We start from the raw sequence: 23743 nt of genomic DNA, 5'->3' as shown, positions 1-23743 counted from the left end.
CTTCCGGGGATGTGACATGTGAGGCGTACCAATGGTTGTGCGACGGGGGAGGTGAGGTGACGTCCAGGTGAACCGAAGGCCCCGCGGAACCCTTACGCCCGTCTCCTGCGCCCGTCCCCTACGCCCCGTCCCCCAGGGCCAGGAAATCCCGCGTAGAGAAGGTCAGCTGGGGCTTGCGTGCCACGAGGTCCCCCTTCACCCCGGGATAGACCCCCACCGTGTCCTCGCCGTCTCCCCGGTACGTACGAAGGATCAGATCGGCACGCTTGTCCCCGTCGAAGTCCGCGATCCCGAGAACCTGCGTGGTGCCCTTGGCGGAGGGGATCACGGTCGCGGTGGCATTGGCCGAAAGCCCTCCGGCCCGCCCCCGGAAGACCCGCACCTCACCGGCGCCGCCGCCGCTCCCGCTGCCTCCTCCGCTCATCACGAGCTCGCTCAGGCCGTCCCCGTCGAGGTCACCCGCGTCCACGGCCACGTCCTTCGCCTCAAGGGTGGAGCGCAGGGTGCCGGGCACGTCGTAGCGCAGGGCGACCCCGGACGGGCCCGCGACGGCTGCGTCCATGCCCTTGCCCTTGCCGAAGCGCCCGAACGCGGTGTCCGTGCCGGAGGGGAACAGGACCCCGGTCTCGGCGGGGCCCTTCGGGCCGCCCAGGACGAGCGCGCCGGCCGCGGCGCCGGACGCGTTCGCGGCCTTGCGGACCAGGACGTCGTCGTACCCGTCGCGGTCGACGTCCGTGGCCCTGCCGGTGACGAGGTCGTTGCCGGGCGCGGCCAGCGGCTTGCCCGCGGCGCGCGGGGCGCCGGTCCGCTTGAAGGGGCCGCGCAGGAAGGTGAGCCGGGCGCCGCTCGCGTGCAGGACCAGGTCGTTCGCCCCGTCCCCGTCGAAGTCCCCGCACACCGGCTGGTCGGACCAGTCGTTGCCGATGCGGGACTGCGCGGGCACCTTCACCTTCACGGCCTTGCCCTTCAGGCCCTCGGGCGAGCCGAAGACGATCTGCAGCGGCACGGGCGGTCGGCCGAGGCCGTCGTACGGCGGGTCGGTGGAGACCAGGAGGTCGGTGAAGCCGTCCTCGTCGAGGTCGCAGGACGCCTCGGACTCGAAGGACGCGGGCAACTCGCCCTTGGTGCGAGCCCCGTTGGCCCGCGCGCTCAGCAACTGCCGCGCGCCGGGCCGCAGTCCGCTCCGGGAGCCGTAGACGACTCCGATGCCCGCGTCGTCGCCGTGGCCGCGGTGCACCAGGTCGTCGAGTACGAGGTCGGGGGCGCCGTCACCGTTGAAGTCGTCGTCGACCTTGGAGCCCTTGCCGCTGGGGACGGGCTGCTGCGCCGCGCCCTTGCCCGCCATGCTGACGGGCCGGTGCCGTGTGTCGGGCTTGCCCGCGTCGTCGTTGCCGCCGCCGCATCCGGCGAGCAGCAGCGCACAGCTGACCACGGCTGCCGTGCCCATGACACCTCCGCGGCTCGTGACGCCTCCGCGTCTGACACCACGTATGCCACGCGTCCCGGCACTCCGCATGCCCATCACCCACCCCGACCGCCCCAACCGACAACAACCAGCACATGATGCTCCCCCTCCGTTCACAAACGAAAGGCCGGTCCCGCCCAAGAGGGCGGAACCGGCCTGAAGCCATGCTTCCCGTGGTTACTTCACGGGCTCGGGCTCCGGCTCGTCCGCGGTCTCGGACTCACCGGCGGGGTCCACCGGCGTCTTCACGGAGTCGAGCAGCAGCTGCGCGACGTCCACGACCTGGAGGGACTCCTGGGCCTTGCCGCCCGCGGCGGAGCCGCTGTCAGATGCAGCCTTCTTGCCGTTGACGGAGTCGGTGAGCATCACCAGGCAGAACGGGCAGGCGGTGGAGATGATGTCCGGGTTGAGGGACAGGGCTTCGTCGACGCGCTCGTTGTTGATGCGCTTGCCGATCCGCTCCTCCATCCACATCCGCGCGCCACCGGCACCGCAGCAGAAGCCGCGCTCCTTGTGGCGGTGCATCTCCTGCTGGCGCAGGCCCGGGACGGCGGACATGATCTCGCGCGGGGGCGTGTAGATCTTGTTGTGCCGGCCCAGGTAGCACGGGTCGTGGTAGGTGATGAGGCCCTCGACGGGCGTCACCGGGATCAGCTTGTCCTCGTCGATGAGGTGCTGGAGCAGCTGCGTGTGGTGGATGACTTCGTAGTCGCCGCCGAGCTGCGGGTACTCGTTGCCGAGCGTGTTGAGGCAGTGCGGACAGGTCGCGACGATCTTCTTCGCGGTCTTCGGCTTGGCCGACTCGGGCGTGACCTTGCCGTCGTCGTCGAGCTCCTCGCCGAACGCCATGTTCAGCGCCATCACGTTCTCCTGGCCGAGCTGCTGGAACAGCGGCTCGTTGCCCAGGCGGCGTGCGGAGTCGCCGGTGCACTTCTCGTCGCCGCCCATGATGGCGAACTTGACGCCCGCCATGTGGAGCAGCTCCGCGAAGGCCTTGGTGGTCTTCTTCGCGCGGTCCTCCAGGGAGCCGGCGCAGCCGACCCAGTAGAGGTACTCGACCTCGGTGAGGTCCTCGATGTCCTTGCCGACGACCGGCACCTCGAAGTCGAGCTCCTTGAGCCACTCCAGGCGCTGCTTCTTGGCCAGGCCCCAGGGGTTGCCCTTCTTCTCCAGGTTCTTGAGCATCGTCCCGGCCTCGGACGGGAACGCGCTCTCGATCATCACCTGGTAGCGGCGCATGTCGACGATGTGGTCGATGTGCTCGATGTCCACCGGGCACTGCTCGACGCAGGCACCGCAGCTGGTGCAGGACCACAGGACGTCGGGGTCGATGACGCCGTTCTCCTCGGCGGTGCCGATGAGGGGGCGCTCGGCCTCGGCGAGGGCGGCGGCGGGAACGTCCTTGAGCTGCTCTTCCGTGGCCTTCTCGTTGCCCTCCATGTCCTTGCCGCCACCGGCGAGCAAGTAGGGGGCCTTGGCGTGCGCGTGGTCGCGCAGCGACATGATCAGGAGCTTCGGGGAGAGCGGCTTGCCGGTGTTCCAGGCGGGGCACTGCGACTGGCAGCGGCCGCACTCGGTGCACGTACTGAAGTCGAGGAGGCCCTTCCAGGAGAACTGCTCGACCTGGCTGACACCGAAGACGGCGTCCTCGGCCGGGTCCTCCCAGTCGATCGGCTTGCCGCCGGACGTCATGGGCTGGAGCTCGCCGAGGGTCGTGGAGCCGTCCGCGTCGCGCTTGAACCAGATGTTCGGGAAGGCGAGGAAGCGGTGCCAGGCGACGCCCATGTTCGTGTTGAGCGCGACGGTGATCATCCAGATGAAGGACGTCGCGATCTTCACCATGGCGAAGAAGTACGTGAGGTTCTGCAGCGTGGAGAGGTCCATGCCGCCGAACCACGAGACGAACGGGTACGAGATGAAGAACGACGCCTCGTAGCTGTCCACGTGGTGCTGGGCACCCTCAAGGGCGTGCAGCGTGAAGATGCAGACGCCGACGATGAGGATCACGGCCTCGACGAAGTACGCCTGGCCCTTCTTGGAACCCGCGAAGCGGGACTTGCGGCCCGGCTTGTCGGGGTTGCTCAGCTGCCGGATGACGATCAGCGTCAGGATGCCGACCACCGTCATCGTGCCGATGAACTCGACGAACATGTTGTACGGCGCCCACTCACCGATGATCGGCAGCATCCAGTCGGCCTTGAAGAGCTGGCCGATGGCGTTGACGATGGTGAGGAGCAGCGAGAAGAAGCCCACCGCCACGAACCAGTGCGCGACGCCGACGACGCCCCAGCGGTTCATGCGGGTGTGGCCGAGGAACTCCCTGGCCACGGTGACGGTGCGCTGCACGGGCTGATCGGTGCGGGTACCTGCCGGGACGGACTGTCCGAGGCGCATGTACTGGTAGATCTGCACGATGGCACGGCCGAACAGCGCGACGCCGACCGCGATTAGGACCAGCGACACGATGATCGCGGCGAGTTGCATTTGGGGGCTCCTCGGGCCTGCGAGGCGAACTATTACTAAGCGGTAACTTATGCAGTCCGTCTGAGACTACCCACTTACTCAGCCGCACTGTAGCCAGCAAGGCGGTGATCTGCGTCGCTCAGGCAACCCTTGCGTCGGCGCTCCGCTGGAAGACCGCCCATCTGTGGGTCGGCTGCGGCTGGTCGCGCAGCTCCCCGTGCCCCTTACGGGGCCTGGTTGCGCGTAAGGGCTGGATAAGAGTTGAGCCCCCTCGACTCAGTTCTGTTGACGCCGGCGCAGCCGTCATGCATTGTTGAGTCAGATCCACTCAAGAGTTACATCTGGAGGAACCGAAATGGCACGTGCGGTCGGCATCGACCTGGGCACGACTAACTCTGTCGTCAGCGTTCTTGAAGGCGGCGAGCCCACCGTCATCACCAACGCCGAGGGCGCCAGGACCACGCCGTCCGTCGTCGCCTTCGCGAAGAACGGCGAGGTGCTTGTCGGCGAGGTGGCCAAGCGCCAGGCGGTCACGAACGTCGACAGGACCATCCGTTCGGTCAAGCGCCACATGGGCACTGACTGGAAGGTGGACATCGACGACAAGGGGTTCAACCCCCAGCAGATCTCGGCGTTCATCCTGCAGAAGCTGAAGCGCGACGCGGAGTCGTACCTGGGCGAGAAGGTGGCCGACGCGGTCATCACCGTCCCGGCGTACTTCAACGACTCGGAGCGCCAGGCCACGAAGGAGGCCGGCGAGATCGCGGGCCTGAACGTCCTGCGCATCGTCAACGAGCCGACGGCCGCCGCTCTGGCGTACGGCCTCGACAAGGACGACCAGACGATCCTCGTCTTCGACCTCGGTGGCGGCACCTTTGACGTGTCCCTCCTGGAGATCGGCGACGGCGTCGTCGAGGTGAAGGCCACGAACGGCGACAACCACCTCGGTGGTGACGACTGGGACCAGCGCGTCGTCGACTACCTGGTCAAGCAGTTCAACAACGGCCACGGCGTGGACCTGGGCAAGGACAAGATGGCGCTCCAGCGCCTGCGCGAGGCGGCCGAGAAGGCCAAGATCGAGCTGTCCTCCTCTACGGAGACCACGATCAACCTGCCCTACATCACGGCGTCCGCCGAGGGCCCGCTGCACCTGGACGAGAAGCTCACGCGCGCCCAGTTCCAGCAGCTCACGTCCGACCTTCTGGAGCGCTGCAAGACGCCGTTCCACAACGTCATCAAGGACGCGGGCATCCAGCTCTCCGAGATCGACCACGTCGTTCTCGTCGGTGGCTCGACCCGTATGCCCGCCGTCGCGGAGCTCGTCAAGGAGCTGACCGGCGGCCAGGACGCCAACAAGGGCGTGAACCCGGACGAGGTCGTCGCCATCGGCGCCGCCCTGCAGGCCGGTGTCCTCAAGGGCGAGGTCAAGGACGTCCTGCTCCTCGACGTGACCCCGCTGTCCCTCGGCATCGAGACCAAGGGAGGGATCATGACGAAGCTCATCGAGCGCAACACCACGATCCCGACCAAGCGCTCCGAGATCTTCACGACGGCCGAGGACAACCAGCCGTCCGTCCAGATCCAGGTCTACCAGGGCGAGCGCGAGATCGCGGCGTACAACAAGAAGCTCGGGATGTTCGAGCTCACGGGCCTGCCGCCGGCCCCGCGCGGTGTCCCGCAGATCGAGGTCGCCTTCGACATCGACGCCAACGGCATCATGCACGTGACGGCCAAGGACCTCGGCACCGGCAAGGAGCAGAAGATGACCGTCACCGGCGGCTCCTCGCTGCCGAAGGACGAGGTCGACCGCATGCGCCAGGAGGCCGAGCAGTACGCGGACGAGGACCACAAGCGCCGCGAGGCCGCCGAGTCCCGCAACCAGGGCGAGCAGCTCGTCTACCAGACGGAGAAGTTCCTCACCGATAACGCGGACAAGGTCCCCGGTGACGTCAAGACCGAGGTCGAGGAAGCCGTCAACGAGCTGAAGGAAAAGCTCAAGGGCGAGGACACCGCGGAGATCCGCACGGCCACCGAGAAGGTCGCGGCCGTCTCCCAGAAGCTGGGCCAGGCCATGTACGCGGACGCTCAGGCCGCGGGTGCCGAGGGCGCTGCCCCCGGCGGCGAGGGCGAAGAGGCCCCGAACATGTCCAAGGACAAGGACGACGACGTGGTCGACGCCGAGATCGTCGACGACGAGAAGCCTGGTGACACGAAGGGCGGCGCCGCATGACCGAGGAGACTCCGGGCTTCGGTGACAACGCCGAGAAGCCCGACGTCCCCTCCGGCGCCACCCCTGATGACGCGGCGCCGCAGGCCGCCGAGCCCTCCACTGAGGAGGGCCCGGCGGCCCCGGCCGGGGACGCAGCAAACAACGCATCGGCGCAGTCGGCTCAGTCCGCCCAGGACGTGGGTCTGATCGCGCAGCTGGACCAGGTGCGCACGGCGCTCGGCGAGCGCACGGCGGACCTCCAGCGGCTCCAGGCGGAGTATCAGAACTACCGCCGCCGAGTGGAGCGGGACAAGGTCACGGTCAAGGAGATCGCCGCGGCGAACCTCCTGGGTGAACTCCTCCCGACCCTGGACGACGTCGGCCGCGCCCGTGAACACGGCGAGCTGGTCGGCGGGTTCAAGTCCGTCGCGGAGGCGCTCGAGACGGTCGTCGCCAAGATGGGCCTCCAGCAGTTCGGCAAGGAGGGCGAGCCCTTCGACCCGACGATCCACGAGGCCCTGATGCACTCGTACGCGCCGGACGTCACCGAGACGACCTGCGTCGCGATCCTGCAGCCGGGGTACCGCATCGGCGAGCGCACCATCCGCCCCGCGCGGGTGGCCGTGGCCGAGCCGCAGCCGGGCGCGCAGACGGTCAAGGGCGGAGACGCCGACACCGCTGCTTCCAAGGACTCCGCCGAGCAGGCGGAGGACAAGGAGACCGGTGGCGGCCCGGACGAGGGCTGACGTAACGGAGTTGTTGTGAAGCGAGAGGAGGGACGTCGGGGATGAGCACGAAGGACTTCATCGAGAAGGACTACTACAAGGTCCTCGGCGTCCCCAAGGACGCCACCGAAGCCGAGATCAAGAAGGCGTACCGGAAGCTCGCCCGCGAGAACCACCCGGACGCCAACAAGGGCAACACCAAGGCGGAAGAGCGCTTCAAGGAGATCTCCGAGGCGAACGACATCCTCGGGGACCCCAAGAAGCGCAAGGAGTACGACGAAGCGCGTGCTCTCTTCGGCAACGGCGGCTTCAGGGCAGGCCCCGGAGCGGGCGGCACCGGCGGCTCGTTCAACTTCGACCTGGGCGACCTCTTCGGAGGCGGCGCCCCGGGCGGTGGAGCGGGCGGCGCAGGCGGTGCCGGCGGCTTCGGGGGCGGTCTGGGTGACGTCTTCGGGGGCCTGTTCAACCGAGGCGGTACGGGGGCGGGCGGCGCGGGCACGCGTACGCAGCCCCGGCGCGGCCAGGACATCGAGTCCGAGGTCACGCTGAGTTTCACGGAGGCGGTGGACGGGGCCACGGTCCCGCTCCGGATGTCCTCCCAGGCTCCCTGCAAGGCCTGTTCCGGCACCGGCGACAAGAACGGCACACCGCGCGTGTGCCCGACGTGCGTCGGCACGGGCCAGGTGACGCGGGGAGGCGGCGGCGGATTCTCCCTCACCGACCCCTGCGTGGACTGCAAGGGCCGAGGGCTCATCGCCCAGGACGCGTGCGAGGTCTGCAAGGGCTCGGGCAGGGCGAAGTCGTCCCGCACGATGCAGGTGCGGATCCCCGCGGGCGTGTCGGACGGCCAGCGCATCCGCCTGCGAGGCAAGGGCGGCCCCGGTGAACGGGGCGGTCCGGCGGGCGACTTGTACGTGGTCGTGCACGTCGACACCCACCCGGTCTTCGGCCGCAAGGGCGACAACCTCACGGTGACGGTGCCGGTGACGTTCACGGAAGCGGCACTGGGCGGCGAGGTCAAGGTCCCCACCCTGGGCGGACCGGCCGTCACGCTGAAGCTCCCTCCGGGCACGCCCAACGGTCGTACGATGCGGGCGCGGGGCAAGGGCGCGGTCCGCAAGGACGGCTCGCGGGGCGACCTGCTGGTGACGGTGGAGGTATCGGTCCCGACCGAACTCTCCGACACGGCGAAGGAAGCCCTCGAGGCTTACCGCAAGGCGACTGCGGACGACGATCCGCGGGCAGAACTGTTCCAGGCCGCGAAGGGAGCATGAGATGGACGGCCGTCGTCGAAATCCGTACCAGTTGACCGACGAGACGCCGGTCTACGTCATCTCGGTAGCGGCTCAGCTGAGCGGCCTCCACCCGCAGACCCTGCGTCAGTACGACCGCCTGGGCCTGGTCTCTCCCGACCGCACGCCGGGCCGTGGCCGACGCTATTCGGCCCGCGACATCGAACTGCTCCGTACGGTGCAGCAGTTGTCGCAGGAAGAGGGCATCAACCTGGCGGGCATCAAGCGCATCATCGAGCTCGAACACCAGGTGGCGGCGCTCCAGTCGAGGGTGGCGGAGCTGTCGTCGGCGGTGGAGGGCGCGGCTGCGGCGATGCAGCAGCGCGAGGCGGCGGTGCACGCTTCGTACCGCCGCGACCTGGTCCCGTACCAGGACGTGCAGCAGGCGAGCGCGTTGGTGGTGTGGCGGCCGAAGAGGTCGTCGGAGCAGTAATTTCGGAGCGGTAGCTTCGGAGCAGTAGTTCTTTGCTCGCGCGTCGGGGCCGGGAGGTGGGAACCTCCCGGCCCCGACGCGCGTTGCGATGGTCGACCTGAAGAAATTTGCCGGGGGAAGCGGGGTTCGCCATGGCCATGGTGGGACTGTTCTGGATCGCCGAGGGCGATGTGTACGTGGGCGCGAAGCCGTCGGGCCTCGCGGCCGGGGTGCGGCTGACGCCGGAGGGCGTGGTGGCCCTGGGGGACGGCCAGTCGGGGTTCTTCCCGTGGGAGGACGTACACGCGCTGAGCGTCGACGATGTCCCCGTGAAGTCCCTGAAGCGGCACGTGGGAGCGCTGGTGGACATGGCGCTGACGGCGGGCCTCGGGAGTGGGGACGAGCCGCCGACCCTCACCGTCCGGGTCACGGGGGCCGAAGGCGCCGACACGGAACTGTCGGCGTACACGGCGGCGGCGATCGGCTACTCCCAGGAGGAGTACGACCTGTCCTTGACGCTCCTGACCCGCATGACGGAGGGCGAGGCGACCTTGCGGACGACTCTGGCGTCGATGGCGGAGTGGGGGCGGGCGCGGGAGGGGGGTTCGCCGCGGGGCGCTGAGCGGGAGGGTCTGCTGCGGGAGTGGGGCGGCGGCTGAGCCCGCGACCTCAACTCCTCAGCGATTGCCTTCTTGAGTCAGTCCTCTCGGGAGAGCGTCTCCAGGAGTGCTGCCAGCGAGCCGGACGTGGTCGTCAGGATCGTGTCCGGGGCGTCGCTCTCGCGGAGGCGGATCGTTCCGTCGGGGGCGGTGGCTATGTAGAGGCAGTTACTCTCCGGGCCGCCGCTGAATGAGGACTTCTGCCAGTTCAGGCGGGGCATTTGTGGGCTCCTAGAGTGTGTAGAGCAGATGCTGGATCAGTGCCAGAGAGTCCTTGGCCGCGAGTGTGGCGTGTGAACGCCCGGAGATCGGCGCGAGTGCACACTCGGTTAGACGATCGAACATGCTGCCGTACAACGCAAGGTGCTCATCGTCGCGGAGATACAGCGGACCCGAAGGGTGATCGAGCACGACCGTGCTCAGCCGGTGTACCGGCGTGATGCTGTGCAGGAATGCTCCACTGAGCGCGGCATCGACATCCGCCTCGAACGGGACGACCTGGACGGTCACGTTGGGGAGCCGGGCGACCTCGACAAGGTGCAGAAGTTGGCCGCGCAGGACGGAAGTACCGCCGAAGCGCATGTGCAGTGCCGCCTCGTGAATCACGCCGTGGAACTCCGGAGGGTTCTCGGAGGTGAGGACGGACTGACGCTCCATGCGGAAGGCTGCAGCTTCGTCCACGTCGCTCACGGCCAACTTGGGGTTGGCGAAGATGGCTCTCATGTACTCCTCGGTTTGCAACAGGCCGGGGACGAACAGCGACTCGTGACTCCGCAACGCGATAGCGCCAGCCTCCAGCTCGGCGAGATTCATGGCCGCAGAACCGACGTTGCCCTTATAGGCACTCCACCAGCCTTTTCCTGTTGCCTCGGACATGGCGACGAGGGCATCGACGTAGGGAACACTTTCGCATCCCAGTGCTTCGCAGAGGTCTCGAAGACGGTCCGACACGATCGAGGTGCGCCCGGCTTCGACATGGCTCAGCTGGCCGCGGCCCATATTGATCCGCTCGGCTGCTTCTCCGGCGGACAAGCCTGCCTGTTCGCGCAGTTTCTTGAGCTCGTGGCCGAGCCGGTGCTGGCGTTCACTGATGACAGTGCGCATTCCCAAGGGGCTATCTCCTCAGTTGTCTGGGCGAAGTCTCCCCTCTTTCGGGGGAGTTGGTCTATCACTTACGCGATTCAGGTTGCGAATGCGTTCCCTGCATCCTTACCTTAAGTGTGACACCGGTGACGCCCCGGAGTTGGTCAACTCCCCCTGCCCACAAGCCGAAAGGCACCCACAGCACCGACCAGGCGCACGTGGGCAACGCCATCGCCCGGCAAGGAACACGCACCACCTCCCCCACCCCTCCCGACGGGAGCAACCGTCATGCCCGCAGACCGCCCACGCATCGCGCACCGAGCAGCCCAACTCGCGTACGACTACAGCCTCTTCACCCCCGGGGACGCGACCTCCCCCAAGGTCGGCAGAGACTTCGTACGCACAGTCCTGCGCACCCTGGACCGAGAACCGCTGGTCATGCCGGCAACTCTCTGCACCTCGGAACTCCTCACGAACGTGCACCTGCACACCAAGGGCTCCGCCATACTCCGCATCCTCCTGACGCTCACCCGCCTACGGGTAACGGTCTTCGACGAGAGCCCGGACCCTCCGGTCGTAGCGCACCCCGCCGCCGGGGTGGCCGTGGCCGCCTGGGGGCGAGGGCTGGCCCTGGTCGCGGAACTCGCCGACACGTGGGGCGTCGCGGACGACAGGGCGGGGCGGTATGCGAAGGGGGTGTGGTTCGAGTTGGGGGAGGCCGGGAACGGAGGACCGTTTCGCCCTCACCGCATCGGGTGAGCTGGACGCTCTTTCCCCTGGTCGGCCCCATGAACGTACCTACCGTGATCGCGTTGCTTGTGCCGCGAGGACGCCAAGCCCACACTGGAAAGGAGGTGCGCCATCATGACCGCTCTTGCTGCTGAGAGGCACGAGACCATGTCGCCGGAGAAGGCGGACTGGGTGGGCGTCCACCGAGTTCCGTACGGGACCGAGGTCACGATCCCCGAAGGACCCGCCAAGGGGTTCACGATCGGCGAGGCGATCACGGGGGCGCGGCGCGGGTGAGGGAGGCCGCCCTGCGGAGGAGGGCCTTCCTGCGCCACGGAGTTGCCGCGGTCGCGGTGACTCCGAGGCTCAGTGCGATGGCGGCGGCAGCCCAGCTGAAGAGGTGAGCGGCCGGATTGGCCGTCCAGTCCCACCAGTTGCCCGGGTACCAGACCAGGAATAGGACCGAGGTCAGCGGGACGACCCAGCCGAGCTGATGGCCGAGTACACCCGAAGAGAGCAGGGCGAGGCCCAGCCAGATCAAGGTGGAGCGGACGAAGACGGACCCGGAGTCCGGGCCGTTGGCGACGGTCTCCGCACCGAACGAGAAGGCGCAGACCGTCAGCGTCAGCCCAGTGCAGTACGCGACGCGCAAGCGGTGCATCGTGGACGCGCCCATCGCGTCGTGTGCCGACATGGCCCCGTCGAGGGAGGCGGAGAGGAAGACCGCCGACAGCAGCGGAAGCTCCTGCCGGTACGGCACGCCTGTGGTTACTCCTCCGCTGCCGATGGAGGGAAGCGAGATGCTGGTACCGCCGAAGAGCGCCGACAGAAGGGCGACAACTGCGGTCCCGACGAGGACTGCTGCGCCTCGGTGGACTCTTGCGTAGCGGAGCAGATCAGTGCCATGCATCAGGCTTGCACCACGAGCTCTCACGAAGTACCTGGCCGCGCTCCTGCTCGACCCACTTCTGCTGCTCGGCCGACGGCATCCGCGAGGCCTTGGTCGCCTCGCGCTGGGCGGTGTCGACTCCTTCCATGTGGAGTCCCTTGTCGGCGACGGCCGGGTCCTGTCCCACGGCCTGGTACTCAAGCCATAGAGCGATGTTGTCCATGGACTGCCACGCACGGCGCTCGTCCTCGGGCGGGCTGCAGTCGCCGATCGACTCGGTGAACACCTGGTCGGACATGGCGATCGCTGCGGTGCGTACGTGCCCTTCGGCGATGTCGAAGCCTCGGTCTCCCAGGTCCGTTCGCCGGAGCCCGAACTCGTAGAACACGGCGGGTGTCTTGATCCAGGAGTGATTGGTCTGGTCGAGGCGCTGAGCCATCCGCGTCAGCTCCGGCAGATACTTCCGGTGCTCGGGCCAGACGCACACCCGCGGGGCGCTTTTGTCGGCACGGTCGCACAGCGGCTCGGTCGCCGAGGCCGGGCGCTCCACGCGCAGTTCGCCGGCTGCCGGGACCGCGGCCAGTGCGGTGAGGGAGCAGGCCACCGACCCGACGGCGATGGCGCGGACAGGGCGCGGGAGCTTCCGGTGGGGCATCTGGCGCGCGGCTCTCTTCCTCAGCGGCGGTGCCGTCACCGCTAGCACCGCGAGAGCGAGAGCGCACAGCAGGCGAAGAGCGACCGGCAGCGGACTCAGGTGGGTGTCCGGCGGCCCCGCAAGCACATTGAATTTGAACGGCAGGGACAACATGCTGATGAAGCAGCCCAGTGCGCAGACGATGGGTGTGAATGCTGCCGAGGGCCACCAGCGACCGGCCAGATGTCCCACGGACGCGAAAATGATCAGGGTCGAGGCGCCGAGCAGCAGGTAGGACGGCCAGAGGAAACCTGGCCCCGCGTCGCCGAGCGAGACGGCCACGGCGGTGAGGCATCCGATTCCGTACGCGAGGAATCCGAGCGTGAGGGTGGCGGCCAGCCGCACGGCCTCGACCTGCCAGCCCGGCCGGGCGGCGGCGAGAAGGAACTCGGGCATCCCCGCACGGGAGGAACGTCCGGCCTGCCAGGCGGAGACACCGGCGAGGACGGGCCCCAGGAAGAGCGTGACGACCTGCGCCGCGACGCTCGCCTCGGGCCACACCCCGATCCAGTACCGGGACCGCCCGAAGAGCACCAGCAGGTCCATGGCGATCAGCGCGGGGAAGGCGGTGAGCAGGGGGGAGCGGCGCAGCTCGATGCGGTAGGCGTTCAGCATGCGGCTTCCTCGGTCGTCCCGCGGCTGCCTCTGCGACCCCCCAGAACCGTCATGTAGCCGCGCTCCAGCGGGCTGTCTCCTGGGGCTGCCGGTGTGGACAGTGCCGCCAGCTCCTGTGGCGTACCGCTGTGGACCAGCAGCCCGTCGTCGAGTACGAGGACAGCGTCGCAAGCGGCGCCCACGTCCTCCACCAGATGCGTACTGAGCACGACGGCGGCCCCGCCGCGGGCGAGGGAACGTATGAGCTCACGGAAGTCGAGACGCTGGGCGGGGTCGAGGCCGACGGTGGGCTCGTCGAGGAGGAGCAGCGAGGGGGAGCCGACGATGGCGGCGGCGATTCCGGCGCGACGGAGCATGCCGCCGGAAAGAGACTTCATGCGGTCCCGGGCCCGGTCGGTCAACCCCACAGCGGCCAGCGCCTCCCTCGTCGCCGACTCGGCTTCCTTGGAGGGGACTTCACGCAACCAGGCGCAGTAGCGGACGAAATCGGTGACGGAGAAGGCCGGGTAGTAGCCGAAGTCCTGTGGGAGATAGCCGATGCGAGGACGGACCTTCCGCACGTCCCGTTCGCTGGTGACGGGCTCGTTGAATAGCTCCAATGCCCCGCTCTGCGGAGGCGCGATCGTGGCGAGGGTACGGAACAGGGTGGTCTTGCCTGCTCCGTTGGGACCCAGCAATCCGGTGACGCCTGGCTGGATGGACAGGTCGAGGTCCTCGATGATGCGGCGGCTGCCGTATCCCTGCGTGAGGGCCGTCAGGCGGGCGACGGGGTGAGTCGTCATGGATGGAGCCTGATTGGAATGAGCTTCATGGGCAGGGCCTCCCGAGATGTGGCGTAGGCCCGCCGGAGTGGTGGGCTTTTCGTGGCGCTGGTGAACGTACTGGCGTACGTCCATGTTGTGACTCAGCCGTCCGGATCCAGAAGCCCTGACTGGCCTATCAGATAACCGAGTTGGGCCCGGCTGTGACTGCCCACAGTGGCAGCAAGCTTTGCTATGTGGACACGGGCGGTGCGCACGTTCATGCCGAGGCGAGCGGCGATTTCGGCGTCGGTGTGGCCTTCGACGAGGAGGGTCGCTATGGCGCGTTGGCGTGTGGTGACTCCGCCTTCCGTGCGCTGCGGGACCGACTGGGGCCACATCGGCGTGGCCAGGCGCCACAGGCGGTCGAAGGTGGTGGCCAGGTAGTCGACCACGGCCGGGTGGCGCAGTTCGAGGGCGATGCTGCGGTCCTTGCTCGCCGGGATGAAGGCAACGGTCCGGTCGAAGACGAAGAGGCGCTCCGTGACCTCGTCGAGGGTTCGGGCTTCGGCGTCGCCTTCGAGGCGCTCGAAGTAGGCGAGGACCGGGAGTGAGTGGCGAGTCGTGTGCTGGTAGAGGGTTCGCATGCGGCAGCCCCGGCTGAGCAGGTCCTGGTCGCGGGCGAAGGCGTCGGCCAGCGTCTCCGGGGGGCGGGTGCCGCCCGGTTGGACGGCGAGGAACTCCTCCGTGGTGTCGGACATGGCCTGGTCGATGGCCGCGCTGATGCGTTCGAGGCCGTCGAGGACCGTGATCGCCGGGTCGTCGGAGTCGGCGGTCATCCGGGAGGCGAGGGCCATGAGCGGCTCGAACGCCGCGGTGAGGTGGTCTTCCCGTCGACGCTGGTCCGCTATGTGGTCTTCGATGGTGCGGAGGAGGCGGGGGAGTGCGACGGCGGGGGATGTGGGGAGGAGCCACTGCATGTCGCTGATGTCAGGGTGGAGCAGCCCGAAGTCGATGAGGCAGGGGGCTTCATCGGTGTCTTCTCGTGGGATGCGGCCTTCGTGAAGGGCACGGAGGTAGACGGCCGAGCCCGCATCACATAGCTGCTCTACCCCGTGCGGTATGTGCTCGATCGGCATACTGTCTCCCTCCCGGTTGGCTGAAGCGACGCGATGGGGGCGGGGGTGGTTGCGTCATGTGCGAGGTCGGAGTGGGGGAAGCGCACGCGTGGTCGTTGAGGATGCCTGAGCTGCCGATGAGGTAGCCGAGTTGTGCGCGGCTGTTGCTGCCCAGGGTGGTGGCGAGCTTGGCTATGTGGACGCGAGCGGTGCGGACGTTGAGGCCGAGGCGTGCGGCGATCTCGGAGTCGGTGAGGCCTTCGATCAGAAATCCGGCCACGGCCCGTTGGCGTCCGGAGATTCCTTTGCCGGAGGGCTCCGGTGCGGGCCGGGGATGCATGGGAGCGGCCATGCGCCAGAAGCGCTCGAAGGTGGTGGCGAAGTAGTCGATCAGGGTGGGGTGGCGTACTTCGAGGGCGATGCTGCGATCCTTGGTCGCGGGGATGAACGCCACGGCACGGTCGATGACGACAAGGCGTTCGGTCACTTCGTCCAGAGTGCGGACCTCGACATCGCCCTCCAGTTGTTCGAAGTGGGCGAGGACCGGCAACGCGTGCCGCGTCGTGTGTTGGTAGAGCGTGCGCATGCGGCCACCTCGCGTGAGAAGTGACTGTTCGAGTGGAAGCGCCGTGGCCAGGACTTCGGGGGATCTGGTGCCGCCCGGCTGGATGGTGAGCAGCTCGTGGACCGCGGGTGCCATCGCCTCTGATATGGCTGAATTGATGCGCTCGAAACCGTCGAGGACGGTGATGTCCGGAGCGCCGGGTGTGGAGGCCCTGTGAAAGCCGAGCGCCATGAGTGGCTCAAAGAGATCGGCCAGTTCTGTCGCTCGACGGCGCTGGTGCGCGATGTCCTCCTCGATGGTCCGCAGCAGCCGGGGAAGCGCGACGGCGGGTGCGGTGGGCAGCAGCCACAGCGTGTCCTCGGGATCCGGGCGCAGCAGCCCGAAGCCGATCAGGCAGGGGGTTTCAGCCGCCGTCTCACGGTGGACGCGGCCTTCGGTCACCGCGCGGACGTACAGGGCCGAGCCGGCCTCGCACAGCTCGTCTGGCGCGTGCGTATGGGGTGCTGCTGTCACGTCGGCCCCCTCCCTCGCCGGACTCAGTGGTCCTTCTCGAGGATTCCTGACCGGGCGATCAAGTAGCCGAGTTGAGCGCGGCTGCCGCTTCCCAGAGCGGCGGCGATCTTGGCGATGTGGGCGCGGCAGGTGCGGACGTTCATACCGAGCCTGCGGGCGATGGCCTCATCCACGTGACCTTCGATGAGGAGCCTGGCGATGGTGCGCTGGACGCCGGTGATGCCGTCAGAGGGAAGGTCGTAGGGGACCTCTTCCGTCAGCGGGACGGCACGCTGCCAGAGTTGCTCGAAGACCTTGCTGAGGTACTCGACCAATCCGGGGTGGCGCAGCTCAAGGGCTACCCGGCGGTCGTCGCTCGCAGGGATGAAGGCGACCGTTCCATCGAAGATGATCAAGCGTTCGATGAGCTCTTCCAGGGTGCGCACTTGGACCTTGCCGCCGGATATTCGGTCCACGTAGGCGAGAGTTCCCTGGCTGTGCCTGGCTGTGTGCTGGTACAGCGTACGGATGCTGACCCCGCGGTCGGTGAGCGGCCTGTCACGCTCCAGGGCTTGGGTCAGGGCGTCCACAGGGCGACCGCCGCCGGGCTGGATCGTCAGTACTGTCGTGCGGCACTCGGCCGTGGCGGAGTTGAGCGCCGCGTTGATCCGGTCGAACCCCTCCAACACGGTGATCGCGTGGATACTCGCCGGGCTCTGGGTGCTGATCGCGACGAACGAGTCGAAGGAGTCGGTCAGTTCGATGGCGAGCCGTCTGCGGTCCTGGATCTCCCGTTCCAGGGGGTGCAGTCGCTGGGCCAACGCGACGGACGGTGGAACGGGGCGGAGCCAGTTCGCGTCGTCCGGATCGGGGTGGAGAAGGCCGAACTCCACCAGGCAAGGAGCGGGTTCCACCTCGACGCGGGTGAGGCGTCCGGAACGCAAAGCGTTGGCGTAAAGCCGCGCCCCCTCGTCACACAGCTCAGTGACAGCATGGGGATGTGTCGGTTTTGAATCCATTGTGGTCATATCTCCACCCCCCAGGGTCCTGAACGTGCAGGAACATGATGCATCGCTCCTGTGGCATTGACATGCCTGAATGAGCCATCGTCATGTTGGCCGGGGGAGAGGAATCCATCAAGTGAGGACGAAGCCGACTATGCGCGTGAGAATGCTTGGCTCAGTGCTTGCCACTGTCTTCTCTGCCGCCCTGGCCCTCGGTGCTCTGGGTGGCTCGGGCCACGGCGTGGGGGACGCCCGACAGGCGGCCCCACCGGACACCGGCTGGACCAGCGTGGAGGCGACCCCCGGATCGGACACCGGCTGGACCCGAGCGGTGACGGCGACTGAGACCGACACCGGCTGGACCATCGGGCCGAAGGGGGCGAGCGTATGAGCACGCCCCCCGACGACCGCACCTTCCGCCGAGAAATGGCCACCGCCTACCGCTCCGGTTGGCACTTCATCGATCTCGCCACCGCGATACCCCACGCAGGCGACTCGTTGATGGTCACGCTCCTCGGCGAGCCCATCGTCGTCACCCGGGACGACGAGGAGGAGATCCGGGCCTACCGATGCCTCCGTAAGCCGCGAGGCGCCCCGCAGCCCGTGCGGTGTGCCATTCGGTACGGGATGGTCTTCGTCAATCTCGACCGGCGTGACCACCAGCTGGTCGGTGAGCCCGGCCGGCCCGGCGGGCAGCAGGACCAGCAGAGTTCGGGCAGCACCACGAACACCACGAGTACTACAAGAGCCATCACAGCCACCCCCCGCAGCGCCTGACGCGATCCCCCGTCGTTGTACATCGCGCAGGTGCTTCCCCCAGCAGCGGCGTCACCGTGGACCTGAACACGGTGGCGCCGCTGTGGTGTGTGCAGGGGTCCCCCGGGCGGGCCCAGGGGGAGCTGTGCCTCGGTGGAGCGACCGCGTGCCCATCGCCGTGTACAGGGACCCCCGGGCGGGCCCAGGGGGAGCTATGCCTCGGTGAGTGACCGCGTGCCCATCGCCCGCGTCAGCGTGATCTCTATCAGCGCCCGGTCCGGATTCGGCCTCGGCGGCTTCCCGTACCGCTCCTCGTAGCGGCGCTCGCCCTCCGCGATCTGCGCCGCCTCCGTACGTATGCGTGCGTACCCCTCCAGCGTCGCCCAGCGCCGCCCGTCCACCTGGCAGACCGCCACCCGCGCCCCCGGCCCCTCCGCGCCGGCCGCCACCCGCGCCCCCGGCCCCTCCGCGCCGGCCGCCACCCGCGCCCCCGGCCCCTCCCCGCCGGCCGGCGCGAGCGCCCCCGGCCCCTCCGCGCCGGCCGCCGCGAGGACGTTGCGGACCTTCGCGCTCGACTTGCTCGCCAGTACGCGGGCCACACCCGCCTCCGGGTCGTACGTCACGCAGACCGGTACCACGTGCGGGGTGCCGTCGGGGCGTGGCGTCGTCAGCGTGCACAGGTGCCGTTCGCGCCAGAAGCTGAGGTATGCGGGAGTGGGGTGGTGAGGGTCCATGGCCATGGAGGGAACTTAACCGCCGGTCAGCCGATTTTCGTCCTCCGCCCTTGAGTGGAATAGACTCAACTTTATGTACGCTGTTTAAGTCAGGTGGACCCGGCCACCCGTACCGCCAAGGCCAGAGGCCAGTAACCGCAAGGAGGAGACGACTCACGTGGACGCCGAGCTGACCAACAGGAGCCGGGACGCGATCAACGCGGCCGGCAGCCTGGCCGTGAAGGACGGGCATCCCGATCTGACCCCCGCGCATCTGCTGCTCGCGCTGCTTGAGGGGCAGGACAACGAGAACATCACCGACCTGCTCGCCGCGGTCGACGCCGACCAGGCAGCCGTCCGCGCCGACACCGAGCGGGCGCTGAGCGGCCTGCCCAGCGTCACGGGATCCACCGTCGCGCCGCCGCAGCCCAACCGCGAGCTGCTCGCGGTCATCGCCGACGCCTCGCAGCGCGCGAAGGAGCTGGGCGATGATTACCTCTCGACCGAGCATCTGCTGATCGGCACCGCCGCCAAGGGCGGCTCCGCCGGTGAGGTACTGAGCCGGTACGGGGCCACGGCCAAGAAACTGCTCGACGCGTTCGAGACGGCAAGGGGAGGACGTCGGGTGACCACACCGGACCCGGAGGGTCAGTACAAGGCCCTGGAGAAGTTCGGCACCGACTTCACCGCCGCAGCGAGGGAAGGGAAGCTCGATCCCGTCATCGGGCGGGATCAGGAGATCCGACGCGTGGTGCAGGTCCTTTCGCGGCGTACGAAGAACAATCCCGTCCTCATCGGCGAACCCGGCGTCGGCAAGACCGCCGTCGTCGAAGGGCTCGCCCAGCGCATCGTGAAGGGTGACGTCCCCGAGTCCCTGAAGAACAAGCGGCTCGTCTCCCTCGACCTGGGGGCCATGGTCGCGGGCGCCAAGTACCGCGGCGAGTTCGAGGAGCGGCTCAAGACCGTCCTCTCCGAGATCAAGGAGAGTGACGGGCAGATCATCACGTTCATCGACGAGTTGCACACCGTCGTGGGGGCGGGGGCCGGGGGCGACTCCGCCATGGACGCCGGGAACATGCTCAAGCCCATGCTCGCCCGCGGCGAGCTGCGCATGGTCGGCGCCACCACCCTCGACGAGTACCGGGAGCGGATCGAGAAGGACCCCGCCCTGGAGCGCCGCTTCCAGCAGGTGCTCGTCGACGAGCCCACCGTCGAGGACTCCATCGCCATCCTCCGCGGGCTCAAGGGGCGGTACGAGGCGCACCACAAGGTCCAGATCGCCGACAGCGCGCTCGTCGCCGCCGCCGCGCTCTCCGACCGGTACATCACGTCCCGCTTCCTGCCCGACAAGGCCATCGACCTCGTCGACGAGGCGGCATCCCGGCTGCGGATGGAGATCGACTCGTCCCCGCTCGAGATCGATGAACTCCAGCGTTCCGTCGACCGGTTGAAGATGGAGGAGCTCGCCCTCAGCAAGGAGACCGACGCCGCGAGCAAGGAGCGCCTCGAAAGGCTGCGGCGCGACCTCGCCGACAAGGAGGAGGAGCTGCGTGGGCTCAACGCGCGCTGGGAGAAGGAGAAGCAGTCCCTCAACCGCGTCGGTGAGCTGAAGGAGAAGCTCGACGAGCTGCGCGGCACGGCCGAACGCGCCCAGCGCGACGGTGACTTCGACACCGCGAGCAAGCTGCTCTACGGCGAGATCCCCGCCCTCGAACACGATCTGGAGGTCGCTTCCGAGGCGGAGGAAGAGGTCTCGAAGGACACCATGGTCAAGGAGGAAGTGGGGCCCGACGATATTGCCGACGTGGTCGGCGCCTGGACGGGTATTCCGGCTGGGCGGCTCCTCGAAGGCGAGACGCAGAAGCTGCTCCGCATGGAGGACGAGCTCGGCAAGCGGCTCATCGGCCAGACCGAGGCCGTGCAGGCGGTCTCCGACGCCGTGCGCCGCACGCGCGCAGGGATCGCCGACCCCGACCGCCCCACCGGGTCCTTCCTCTTCCTCGGCCCGACCGGTGTCGGCAAGACCGAGCTGGCGAAGGCCCTCGCGGACTTCCTCTTCGACGACGAGCGCGCCATGGTCCGCATCGACATGAGCGAGTACGGCGAGAAGCACAGCGTGGCGAGGCTGGTCGGCGCACCGCCCGGATACGTCGGCTACGAGGAGGGTGGCCAGCTCACCGAGGCCGTACGCAGGCGCCCGTACAGCGTCGTACTCCTCGACGAGGTCGAGAAGGCGCACCCGGAGGTCTTCGACGTGCTGCTCCAGGTCCTCGACGACGGGCGGCTCACCGACGGGCAGGGGCGGACGGTGGACTTCCGCAACACCATCCTCGTCCTGACCTCCAACCTCGGCAGCCAGTACCTCGTCGAGCCGCTCTCCTCCGAGGAGGAGAAGAAGCAGCAGGTACTCGAAGTCGTGAGGGCCTCTTTCAAGCCGGAGTTCCTGAACCGCCTTGACGACCTCGTCGTCTTCTCCGCGCTCAGCAGGGACGAGCTCGCGCACATCGCCGAGCTGCAGATCGACCGGCTCGCCCAGCGGCTCGCCGAGCGGCGGCTCACCCTTGAGGTCTCCCCGGACGCGCTGGCCTGGCTCGCGGACGAGGGCAATGACCCGGCGTACGGCGCGCGCCCGCTGCGCCGCCTCATCCAGACGTCCATCGGCGACCGGCTCGCCAAGGAGATCCTCTCGGGCGAGGTGAAGGACGGCGACACGGTGCGCGTGGACACCTTCGGGGACGGCCTGATCGTCGGTCCGGCCACCGGAAAGTCGCTCTGAGGCACTCCATGACGGCATAACCCGGTCACATCGGGGGCGGGGGTTGCGGGCCCCCGCCCGACATGGGGCAGGATGGCGGAATCCGTACGAAGGGACTAAGCACGTGAGCATCGACCCGTCCTCGATTCCGAATTTCGGGGGACAGCCCGAACCGCAGCAGGGCGATGGACCGGCGGGCCCCGTTGTCCCCGACCAGGACCTGGTCAAGCAGCTCCTGGACCAGATGGAGCTCAAGCACGTCGTCGACGAAGAGGGAGACCTCGCGGCGCCGTGGGAGGAGTTCCGCACGTACTTCATGTTCCGTGGCGAGGGTGACCAGCAGGTCTTCTCGGTGCGGACGTTCTACGACCGCGCGCACGCGATCGAGGAGAAGCCCCAGCTTCTCGAGGCGATCGACGACTGGAACCGCCGCACGCTGTGGCCGAAGGTCTACACGCACACCCACGACGACGGCACCGTCCGCCTCATCGGTGAGGCGCAGATGCTGATCGGCACCGGCGTCGCGCTCGAGCACTTCGTGTCGTCGACGGTCAGCTGGGTGCGGGCCGCGATCGAGTTCGACCGCTGGCTCGTCGAGCAGCTCGGCCTGGAGGCCGAGGTCGACGGCACCGAGGGTGAAGAGAAGCCCGGCGACGACCAGGCCTAAGCCTGGACCACGCGGGACCGAGAGCCCGGCCGGGGTGACCCGGCCGGGCTCTCGTCGTGACGGTGATGACCGGGACTACAGCGACTTGAGCCGCGAGACCGCTTCCGCCAGGACCTCGTCCTTCTTGCAGAACGCGAAGCGCACGAACGGCGCTCCGGCCTCGCGGTGGTCGTAGAAGACCGCGTTCGGTACGGCGACCACGCCGACGCGCTCGGGCAGCGCCCGGCAGAACGCGAAGCCGTCGGACTCCCCCAGGCGGCGGATGTCGGTGGTGACGAAGTACGTGCCCGCCGGGCGGTAGACGTCGAAGCCCGCCGCCGTCAGACCCTCGCTCAACAGGTCCCGCTTGGCCCGCATGCTCTCGGCAAAGTCCGCGAAGTACGCGTCGGGCAGGGCCAGGGCTTCGGCGATCGCGTACTGGAACGGGCCCGACGACACATACGTGAGGAACTGCTTCGCCGAGCGGACCGCCGTGACGAGCTCCGGCGTGGAGGTGATCCAGCCGACCTTCCAGCCGGTGTACGAGAACGTCTTGCCCGCGGAGCCGATCGTGACCGTGCGCTCGCGCATGCCGGGGAAGGAGGCGAGCGGGATGTGCGTCGTGCCGTCGCCGTCGTCGAAGACGAGGTGTTCGTAGACCTCGTCCGTGACCACGAGCAGGTCGCGCTCGACCGCGAGCTTCGCGATCTCGGTGAGCTCCGCGCGGGTGAGGACGGTGCCGGTCGGGTTGTGCGGGGTGTTGAGCAGCAGCAGCCGGGTGTGCGGCGTGATCGCGTCGCGCAGCTCGTCCAGGTCCAGTCGGAAGCGTCCCTCGGCCGCGTCCGGGCGCAGCGTCACGGGGACACGCTTGCCTCCGGCGAGGGCGATCGAGGCCGCGTACGAGTCGTAGTACGGCTCCAGGGCGATCACCTCGTCGCCCGGCTCGACCAGGGCGAGCAGAGATGCCGCGATGGCCTCGGTGGCGCCCGCCGTGACCAGGACCTCGCGGTCGGGGTCGTACGAGAGGCCGTACCGGCGCCGCTGGTGCTCGGCGACGGCCGTGCGGAGCTCGGGGATGCCGGGGCCCGGCGGGTACTGGTTGCCGCGGCCATCGCGCAGGGCGCGGACCGCGGCCTCGCGGATCTCCTCGGGACCGTCCGTGTCGGGGAAGCCCTGGCCGAGGTTGATGGCACCCGTTTTCAGGGCCAGTGCGGACATCTCGGCGAAAATCGTCGTGCCGAACTCGGCGAGGCGGCGGTTGAGCAGCGGGCGCGCGCTCCCGGATGTGGAGGTCATGGCCGCCATCCTGCGCCGAACCTCTGGAGTTCCTCAACTCTGCTTTGGGCCGCCGTGTGCGGGGGCATTCCCCCTTCACACAAGAACAGCACGGAAAAGAACGCGGACCCACGGGGGGCCTGCTTCGGGGGAACAGAAAGGAGCGTGAAGGTCATGGTCTTGGTCTTCGTGTTTGTCGGCGTGGCTCTGATCGTCGGACTCGCCGTGTACGCCGGTAATGCGAGCGGCAAGGGGTCGCGCTCGGGGGCGAGCGGGGCGGCGGGTTCCGGCGGCGGCAGTTGGTGGGCCGGAGGCGGCCACGATGGCGGTCACCACGGGGGTGGCTCCTGTGGCGGCGGATCGTCCTGCGGCAGCAGCTCTTCGTGCGGTGGCGGTGGCGGTGGCGGCGGTTGTGGCGGTGGCGGAGGCAGCTGACACGGGGCA

General features: G+C 68.4%; 23 protein-coding genes. 11 read left to right on the top strand and 12 right to left on the bottom strand.

All coding sequences use genetic code 11. From position 1 onward, the window contains the following. Positions 1-118 precede the first annotated feature (118 nt). On the bottom strand, positions 119-1447 hold the full coding sequence (locus AC5P1C_RS03885; RefSeq protein WP_493864227.1) for an FG-GAP repeat domain-containing protein: 1329 nt from the start codon (positions 1445-1447) through the stop codon (positions 119-121). Positions 1448-1642: 195 nt separating this feature from the next. Next, positions 1643-3949 carry a (Fe-S)-binding protein gene (locus AC5P1C_RS03880; RefSeq protein ID WP_493864226.1) on the bottom strand — a complete coding sequence of 769 codons (2307 nt, stop codon included), beginning with the start codon at positions 3947-3949 and terminating at the stop codon, positions 1643-1645. Between the two features lie 334 nt (positions 3950-4283). Between AC5P1C_RS03880 and dnaK the strand changes: the two genes are divergently transcribed. The 5 genes from dnaK to AC5P1C_RS03855 all read left to right on the top strand — a co-directional run bounded on the left by dnaK (position 4284) and on the right by AC5P1C_RS03855 (position 9225). Further along, positions 4284-6158, top strand: coding sequence for a molecular chaperone DnaK (gene dnaK / locus AC5P1C_RS03875; protein WP_493864225.1), 1875 nt, complete (start codon positions 4284-4286; stop codon positions 6156-6158). Continuing rightward, the gene (gene grpE / locus AC5P1C_RS03870) at positions 6155-6883 is read left to right on the top strand and encodes a nucleotide exchange factor GrpE (protein WP_493864224.1); all 729 of its coding nucleotides are present in this window, start codon (positions 6155-6157) and stop codon (positions 6881-6883) included. The genes dnaK and grpE overlap by 4 nt, the downstream gene beginning before the upstream one ends. A gap of 41 nt (positions 6884-6924) precedes the next feature. After that, on the top strand, positions 6925-8136 hold the full coding sequence (gene dnaJ, locus AC5P1C_RS03865; RefSeq protein ID WP_493864223.1) for a molecular chaperone DnaJ: 1212 nt from the start codon (positions 6925-6927) through the stop codon (positions 8134-8136). A gap of 1 nt (position 8137) precedes the next feature. Beyond that, positions 8138-8587 (top strand): heat shock protein transcriptional repressor HspR, encoded by a 450-nt coding sequence (locus tag AC5P1C_RS03860; protein ID WP_493864222.1) that lies wholly within the window; start codon positions 8138-8140, stop codon positions 8585-8587. 131 nt (positions 8588-8718) lie between these two features. Further along, entirely contained in the window at positions 8719-9225 is a 507-nt protein-coding gene (locus AC5P1C_RS03855; RefSeq protein WP_493864221.1) for a hypothetical protein, read from the top strand. A gap of 38 nt (positions 9226-9263) precedes the next feature. On the opposite strand, the gene AC5P1C_RS03850 is transcribed toward AC5P1C_RS03855, so the two are convergent. Beyond that, a complete protein-coding gene (locus AC5P1C_RS03850) occupies positions 9264-9446 on the bottom strand; it encodes a DUF397 domain-containing protein (protein ID WP_493864220.1) in 183 nt (60 codons plus the stop codon). A 10-nt stretch (positions 9447-9456) separates the two neighbouring features. Continuing rightward, entirely contained in the window at positions 9457-10329 is an 873-nt protein-coding gene (locus AC5P1C_RS03845) for a helix-turn-helix domain-containing protein (protein WP_493864219.1), read from the bottom strand. A 267-nt stretch (positions 10330-10596) separates the two neighbouring features. Between AC5P1C_RS03845 and AC5P1C_RS03840 the strand changes: the two genes are divergently transcribed. Beyond that, the gene (locus AC5P1C_RS03840) at positions 10597-11067 is read left to right on the top strand and encodes an ATP-binding protein (protein ID WP_493864218.1); all 471 of its coding nucleotides are present in this window, start codon (positions 10597-10599) and stop codon (positions 11065-11067) included. Between the two features lie 105 nt (positions 11068-11172). Next, on the top strand, positions 11173-11334 hold the full coding sequence (locus AC5P1C_RS03835) for a hypothetical protein (RefSeq protein ID WP_493864217.1): 162 nt from the start codon (positions 11173-11175) through the stop codon (positions 11332-11334). Here the strand turns inward: AC5P1C_RS03835 and AC5P1C_RS03830 are convergent. The 6 genes from AC5P1C_RS03830 to AC5P1C_RS03805 all read right to left on the bottom strand — a co-directional run bounded on the left by AC5P1C_RS03830 (position 11312) and on the right by AC5P1C_RS03805 (position 17178). Continuing rightward, entirely contained in the window at positions 11312-11797 is a 486-nt protein-coding gene (locus tag AC5P1C_RS03830; RefSeq protein WP_493864216.1) for a hypothetical protein, read from the bottom strand. The two genes, AC5P1C_RS03835 and AC5P1C_RS03830, sit on opposite strands and share 23 nt — an antisense overlap. A gap of 136 nt (positions 11798-11933) precedes the next feature. Then, a complete protein-coding gene (locus tag AC5P1C_RS03825; RefSeq protein ID WP_493864215.1) occupies positions 11934-13235 on the bottom strand; it encodes a DUF7224 domain-containing protein in 1302 nt (433 codons plus the stop codon). Beyond that, on the bottom strand, positions 13229-14017 hold the full coding sequence (locus AC5P1C_RS03820; protein ID WP_493864214.1) for an ATP-binding cassette domain-containing protein: 789 nt from the start codon (positions 14015-14017) through the stop codon (positions 13229-13231). Before AC5P1C_RS03820 ends, AC5P1C_RS03825 begins: the two co-directional genes overlap by 7 nt. A gap of 122 nt (positions 14018-14139) precedes the next feature. Next, positions 14140-15114, bottom strand: coding sequence for a helix-turn-helix transcriptional regulator (locus AC5P1C_RS03815; RefSeq protein ID WP_493864213.1), 975 nt, complete (start codon positions 15112-15114; stop codon positions 14140-14142). Then, positions 15071-16171, bottom strand: a complete 1101-nt coding sequence (locus tag AC5P1C_RS03810; RefSeq protein WP_493864212.1) for a helix-turn-helix transcriptional regulator — start codon at positions 16169-16171, stop codon at positions 15071-15073. Before AC5P1C_RS03810 ends, AC5P1C_RS03815 begins: the two co-directional genes overlap by 44 nt. 23 nt (positions 16172-16194) lie before the next feature. Further along, a complete protein-coding gene (locus AC5P1C_RS03805; protein WP_493864211.1) occupies positions 16195-17178 on the bottom strand; it encodes a helix-turn-helix transcriptional regulator in 984 nt (327 codons plus the stop codon). A gap of 154 nt (positions 17179-17332) precedes the next feature. Between AC5P1C_RS03805 and AC5P1C_RS03800 the strand changes: the two genes are divergently transcribed. Continuing rightward, complete coding sequence (locus AC5P1C_RS03800) at positions 17333-17545, top strand: hypothetical protein (protein ID WP_493864210.1); 213 nt, start codon at positions 17333-17335, stop codon at positions 17543-17545. Next, complete coding sequence (locus tag AC5P1C_RS03795) at positions 17542-17931, top strand: hypothetical protein (protein ID WP_493864209.1); 390 nt, start codon at positions 17542-17544, stop codon at positions 17929-17931. Before AC5P1C_RS03800 ends, AC5P1C_RS03795 begins: the two co-directional genes overlap by 4 nt. Before the next feature lie 191 nt (positions 17932-18122). Here the strand turns inward: AC5P1C_RS03795 and AC5P1C_RS03790 are convergent, their stop codons facing one another. Further along, positions 18123-18650 (bottom strand): pyridoxamine 5'-phosphate oxidase family protein, encoded by a 528-nt coding sequence (locus tag AC5P1C_RS03790; RefSeq protein WP_493864208.1) that lies wholly within the window; start codon positions 18648-18650, stop codon positions 18123-18125. 151 nt (positions 18651-18801) lie between these two features. Between AC5P1C_RS03790 and clpB the strand changes: the two genes are divergently transcribed. Next, a complete protein-coding gene (gene clpB / locus AC5P1C_RS03785; protein WP_493864207.1) occupies positions 18802-21399 on the top strand; it encodes an ATP-dependent chaperone ClpB in 2598 nt (865 codons plus the stop codon). 103 nt (positions 21400-21502) lie between these two features. Beyond that, positions 21503-22045, top strand: coding sequence for a YbjN domain-containing protein (locus AC5P1C_RS03780; RefSeq protein ID WP_493864206.1), 543 nt, complete (start codon positions 21503-21505; stop codon positions 22043-22045). A gap of 75 nt (positions 22046-22120) precedes the next feature. On the opposite strand, the gene AC5P1C_RS03775 is transcribed toward AC5P1C_RS03780, so the two are convergent. Beyond that, positions 22121-23329 carry a pyridoxal phosphate-dependent aminotransferase gene (locus tag AC5P1C_RS03775; protein ID WP_493864205.1) on the bottom strand — a complete coding sequence of 403 codons (1209 nt, stop codon included), beginning with the start codon at positions 23327-23329 and terminating at the stop codon, positions 22121-22123. Between the last annotated feature and the right edge of the window lie 414 nt (positions 23330-23743).

Source organism: Streptomyces sp. A18 (assembly GCF_059026065.1).
Note: the sequence above shows the minus strand (reverse complement) of the source record. Positions and strands in the feature narration are given on the sequence as shown.

Excerpts from the sequence above, each read along its gene's own strand:
- dnaJ (WP_493864223.1), top strand. The coding sequence starts at position 6,925 with ATGAGCACGAAGGACTTCATCGAGAAGGACTACTACAAGGTCCTCGGC.
- dnaK (WP_493864225.1), top strand. The coding sequence starts at position 4,284 with ATGGCACGTGCGGTCGGCATCGACCTGGGCACGACTAACTCTGTCGTC.
- AC5P1C_RS03815 (WP_493864213.1), bottom strand. The coding sequence starts at position 15,114 with ATGCCGATCGAGCACATACCGCACGGGGTAGAGCAGCTATGTGATGCG.
- AC5P1C_RS03775 (WP_493864205.1), bottom strand. The coding sequence starts at position 23,329 with ATGGCGGCCATGACCTCCACATCCGGGAGCGCGCGCCCGCTGCTCAAC.
- AC5P1C_RS03860 (WP_493864222.1), top strand. The coding sequence starts at position 8,138 with ATGGACGGCCGTCGTCGAAATCCGTACCAGTTGACCGACGAGACGCCG.
- AC5P1C_RS03795 (WP_493864209.1), top strand. The coding sequence starts at position 17,542 with ATGAGCACGCCCCCCGACGACCGCACCTTCCGCCGAGAAATGGCCACC.
- AC5P1C_RS03885 (WP_493864227.1), bottom strand. The coding sequence starts at position 1,447 with ATGGGCACGGCAGCCGTGGTCAGCTGTGCGCTGCTGCTCGCCGGATGC.
- AC5P1C_RS03835 (WP_493864217.1), top strand. The coding sequence starts at position 11,173 with ATGACCGCTCTTGCTGCTGAGAGGCACGAGACCATGTCGCCGGAGAAG.
- grpE (WP_493864224.1), top strand. The coding sequence starts at position 6,155 with ATGACCGAGGAGACTCCGGGCTTCGGTGACAACGCCGAGAAGCCCGAC.
- AC5P1C_RS03825 (WP_493864215.1), bottom strand. The coding sequence starts at position 13,235 with ATGCTGAACGCCTACCGCATCGAGCTGCGCCGCTCCCCCCTGCTCACC.
- AC5P1C_RS03840 (WP_493864218.1), top strand. The coding sequence starts at position 10,597 with ATGCCCGCAGACCGCCCACGCATCGCGCACCGAGCAGCCCAACTCGCG.
- AC5P1C_RS03880 (WP_493864226.1), bottom strand. The coding sequence starts at position 3,949 with ATGCAACTCGCCGCGATCATCGTGTCGCTGGTCCTAATCGCGGTCGGC.
- AC5P1C_RS03845 (WP_493864219.1), bottom strand. The coding sequence starts at position 10,329 with ATGCGCACTGTCATCAGTGAACGCCAGCACCGGCTCGGCCACGAGCTC.
- AC5P1C_RS03805 (WP_493864211.1), bottom strand. The coding sequence starts at position 17,178 with ATGACCACAATGGATTCAAAACCGACACATCCCCATGCTGTCACTGAG.
- AC5P1C_RS03850 (WP_493864220.1), bottom strand. The coding sequence starts at position 9,446 with ATGCCCCGCCTGAACTGGCAGAAGTCCTCATTCAGCGGCGGCCCGGAG.
- AC5P1C_RS03855 (WP_493864221.1), top strand. The coding sequence starts at position 8,719 with ATGGCCATGGTGGGACTGTTCTGGATCGCCGAGGGCGATGTGTACGTG.
- AC5P1C_RS03820 (WP_493864214.1), bottom strand. The coding sequence starts at position 14,017 with ATGACGACTCACCCCGTCGCCCGCCTGACGGCCCTCACGCAGGGATAC.
- AC5P1C_RS03790 (WP_493864208.1), bottom strand. The coding sequence starts at position 18,650 with ATGGCCATGGACCCTCACCACCCCACTCCCGCATACCTCAGCTTCTGG.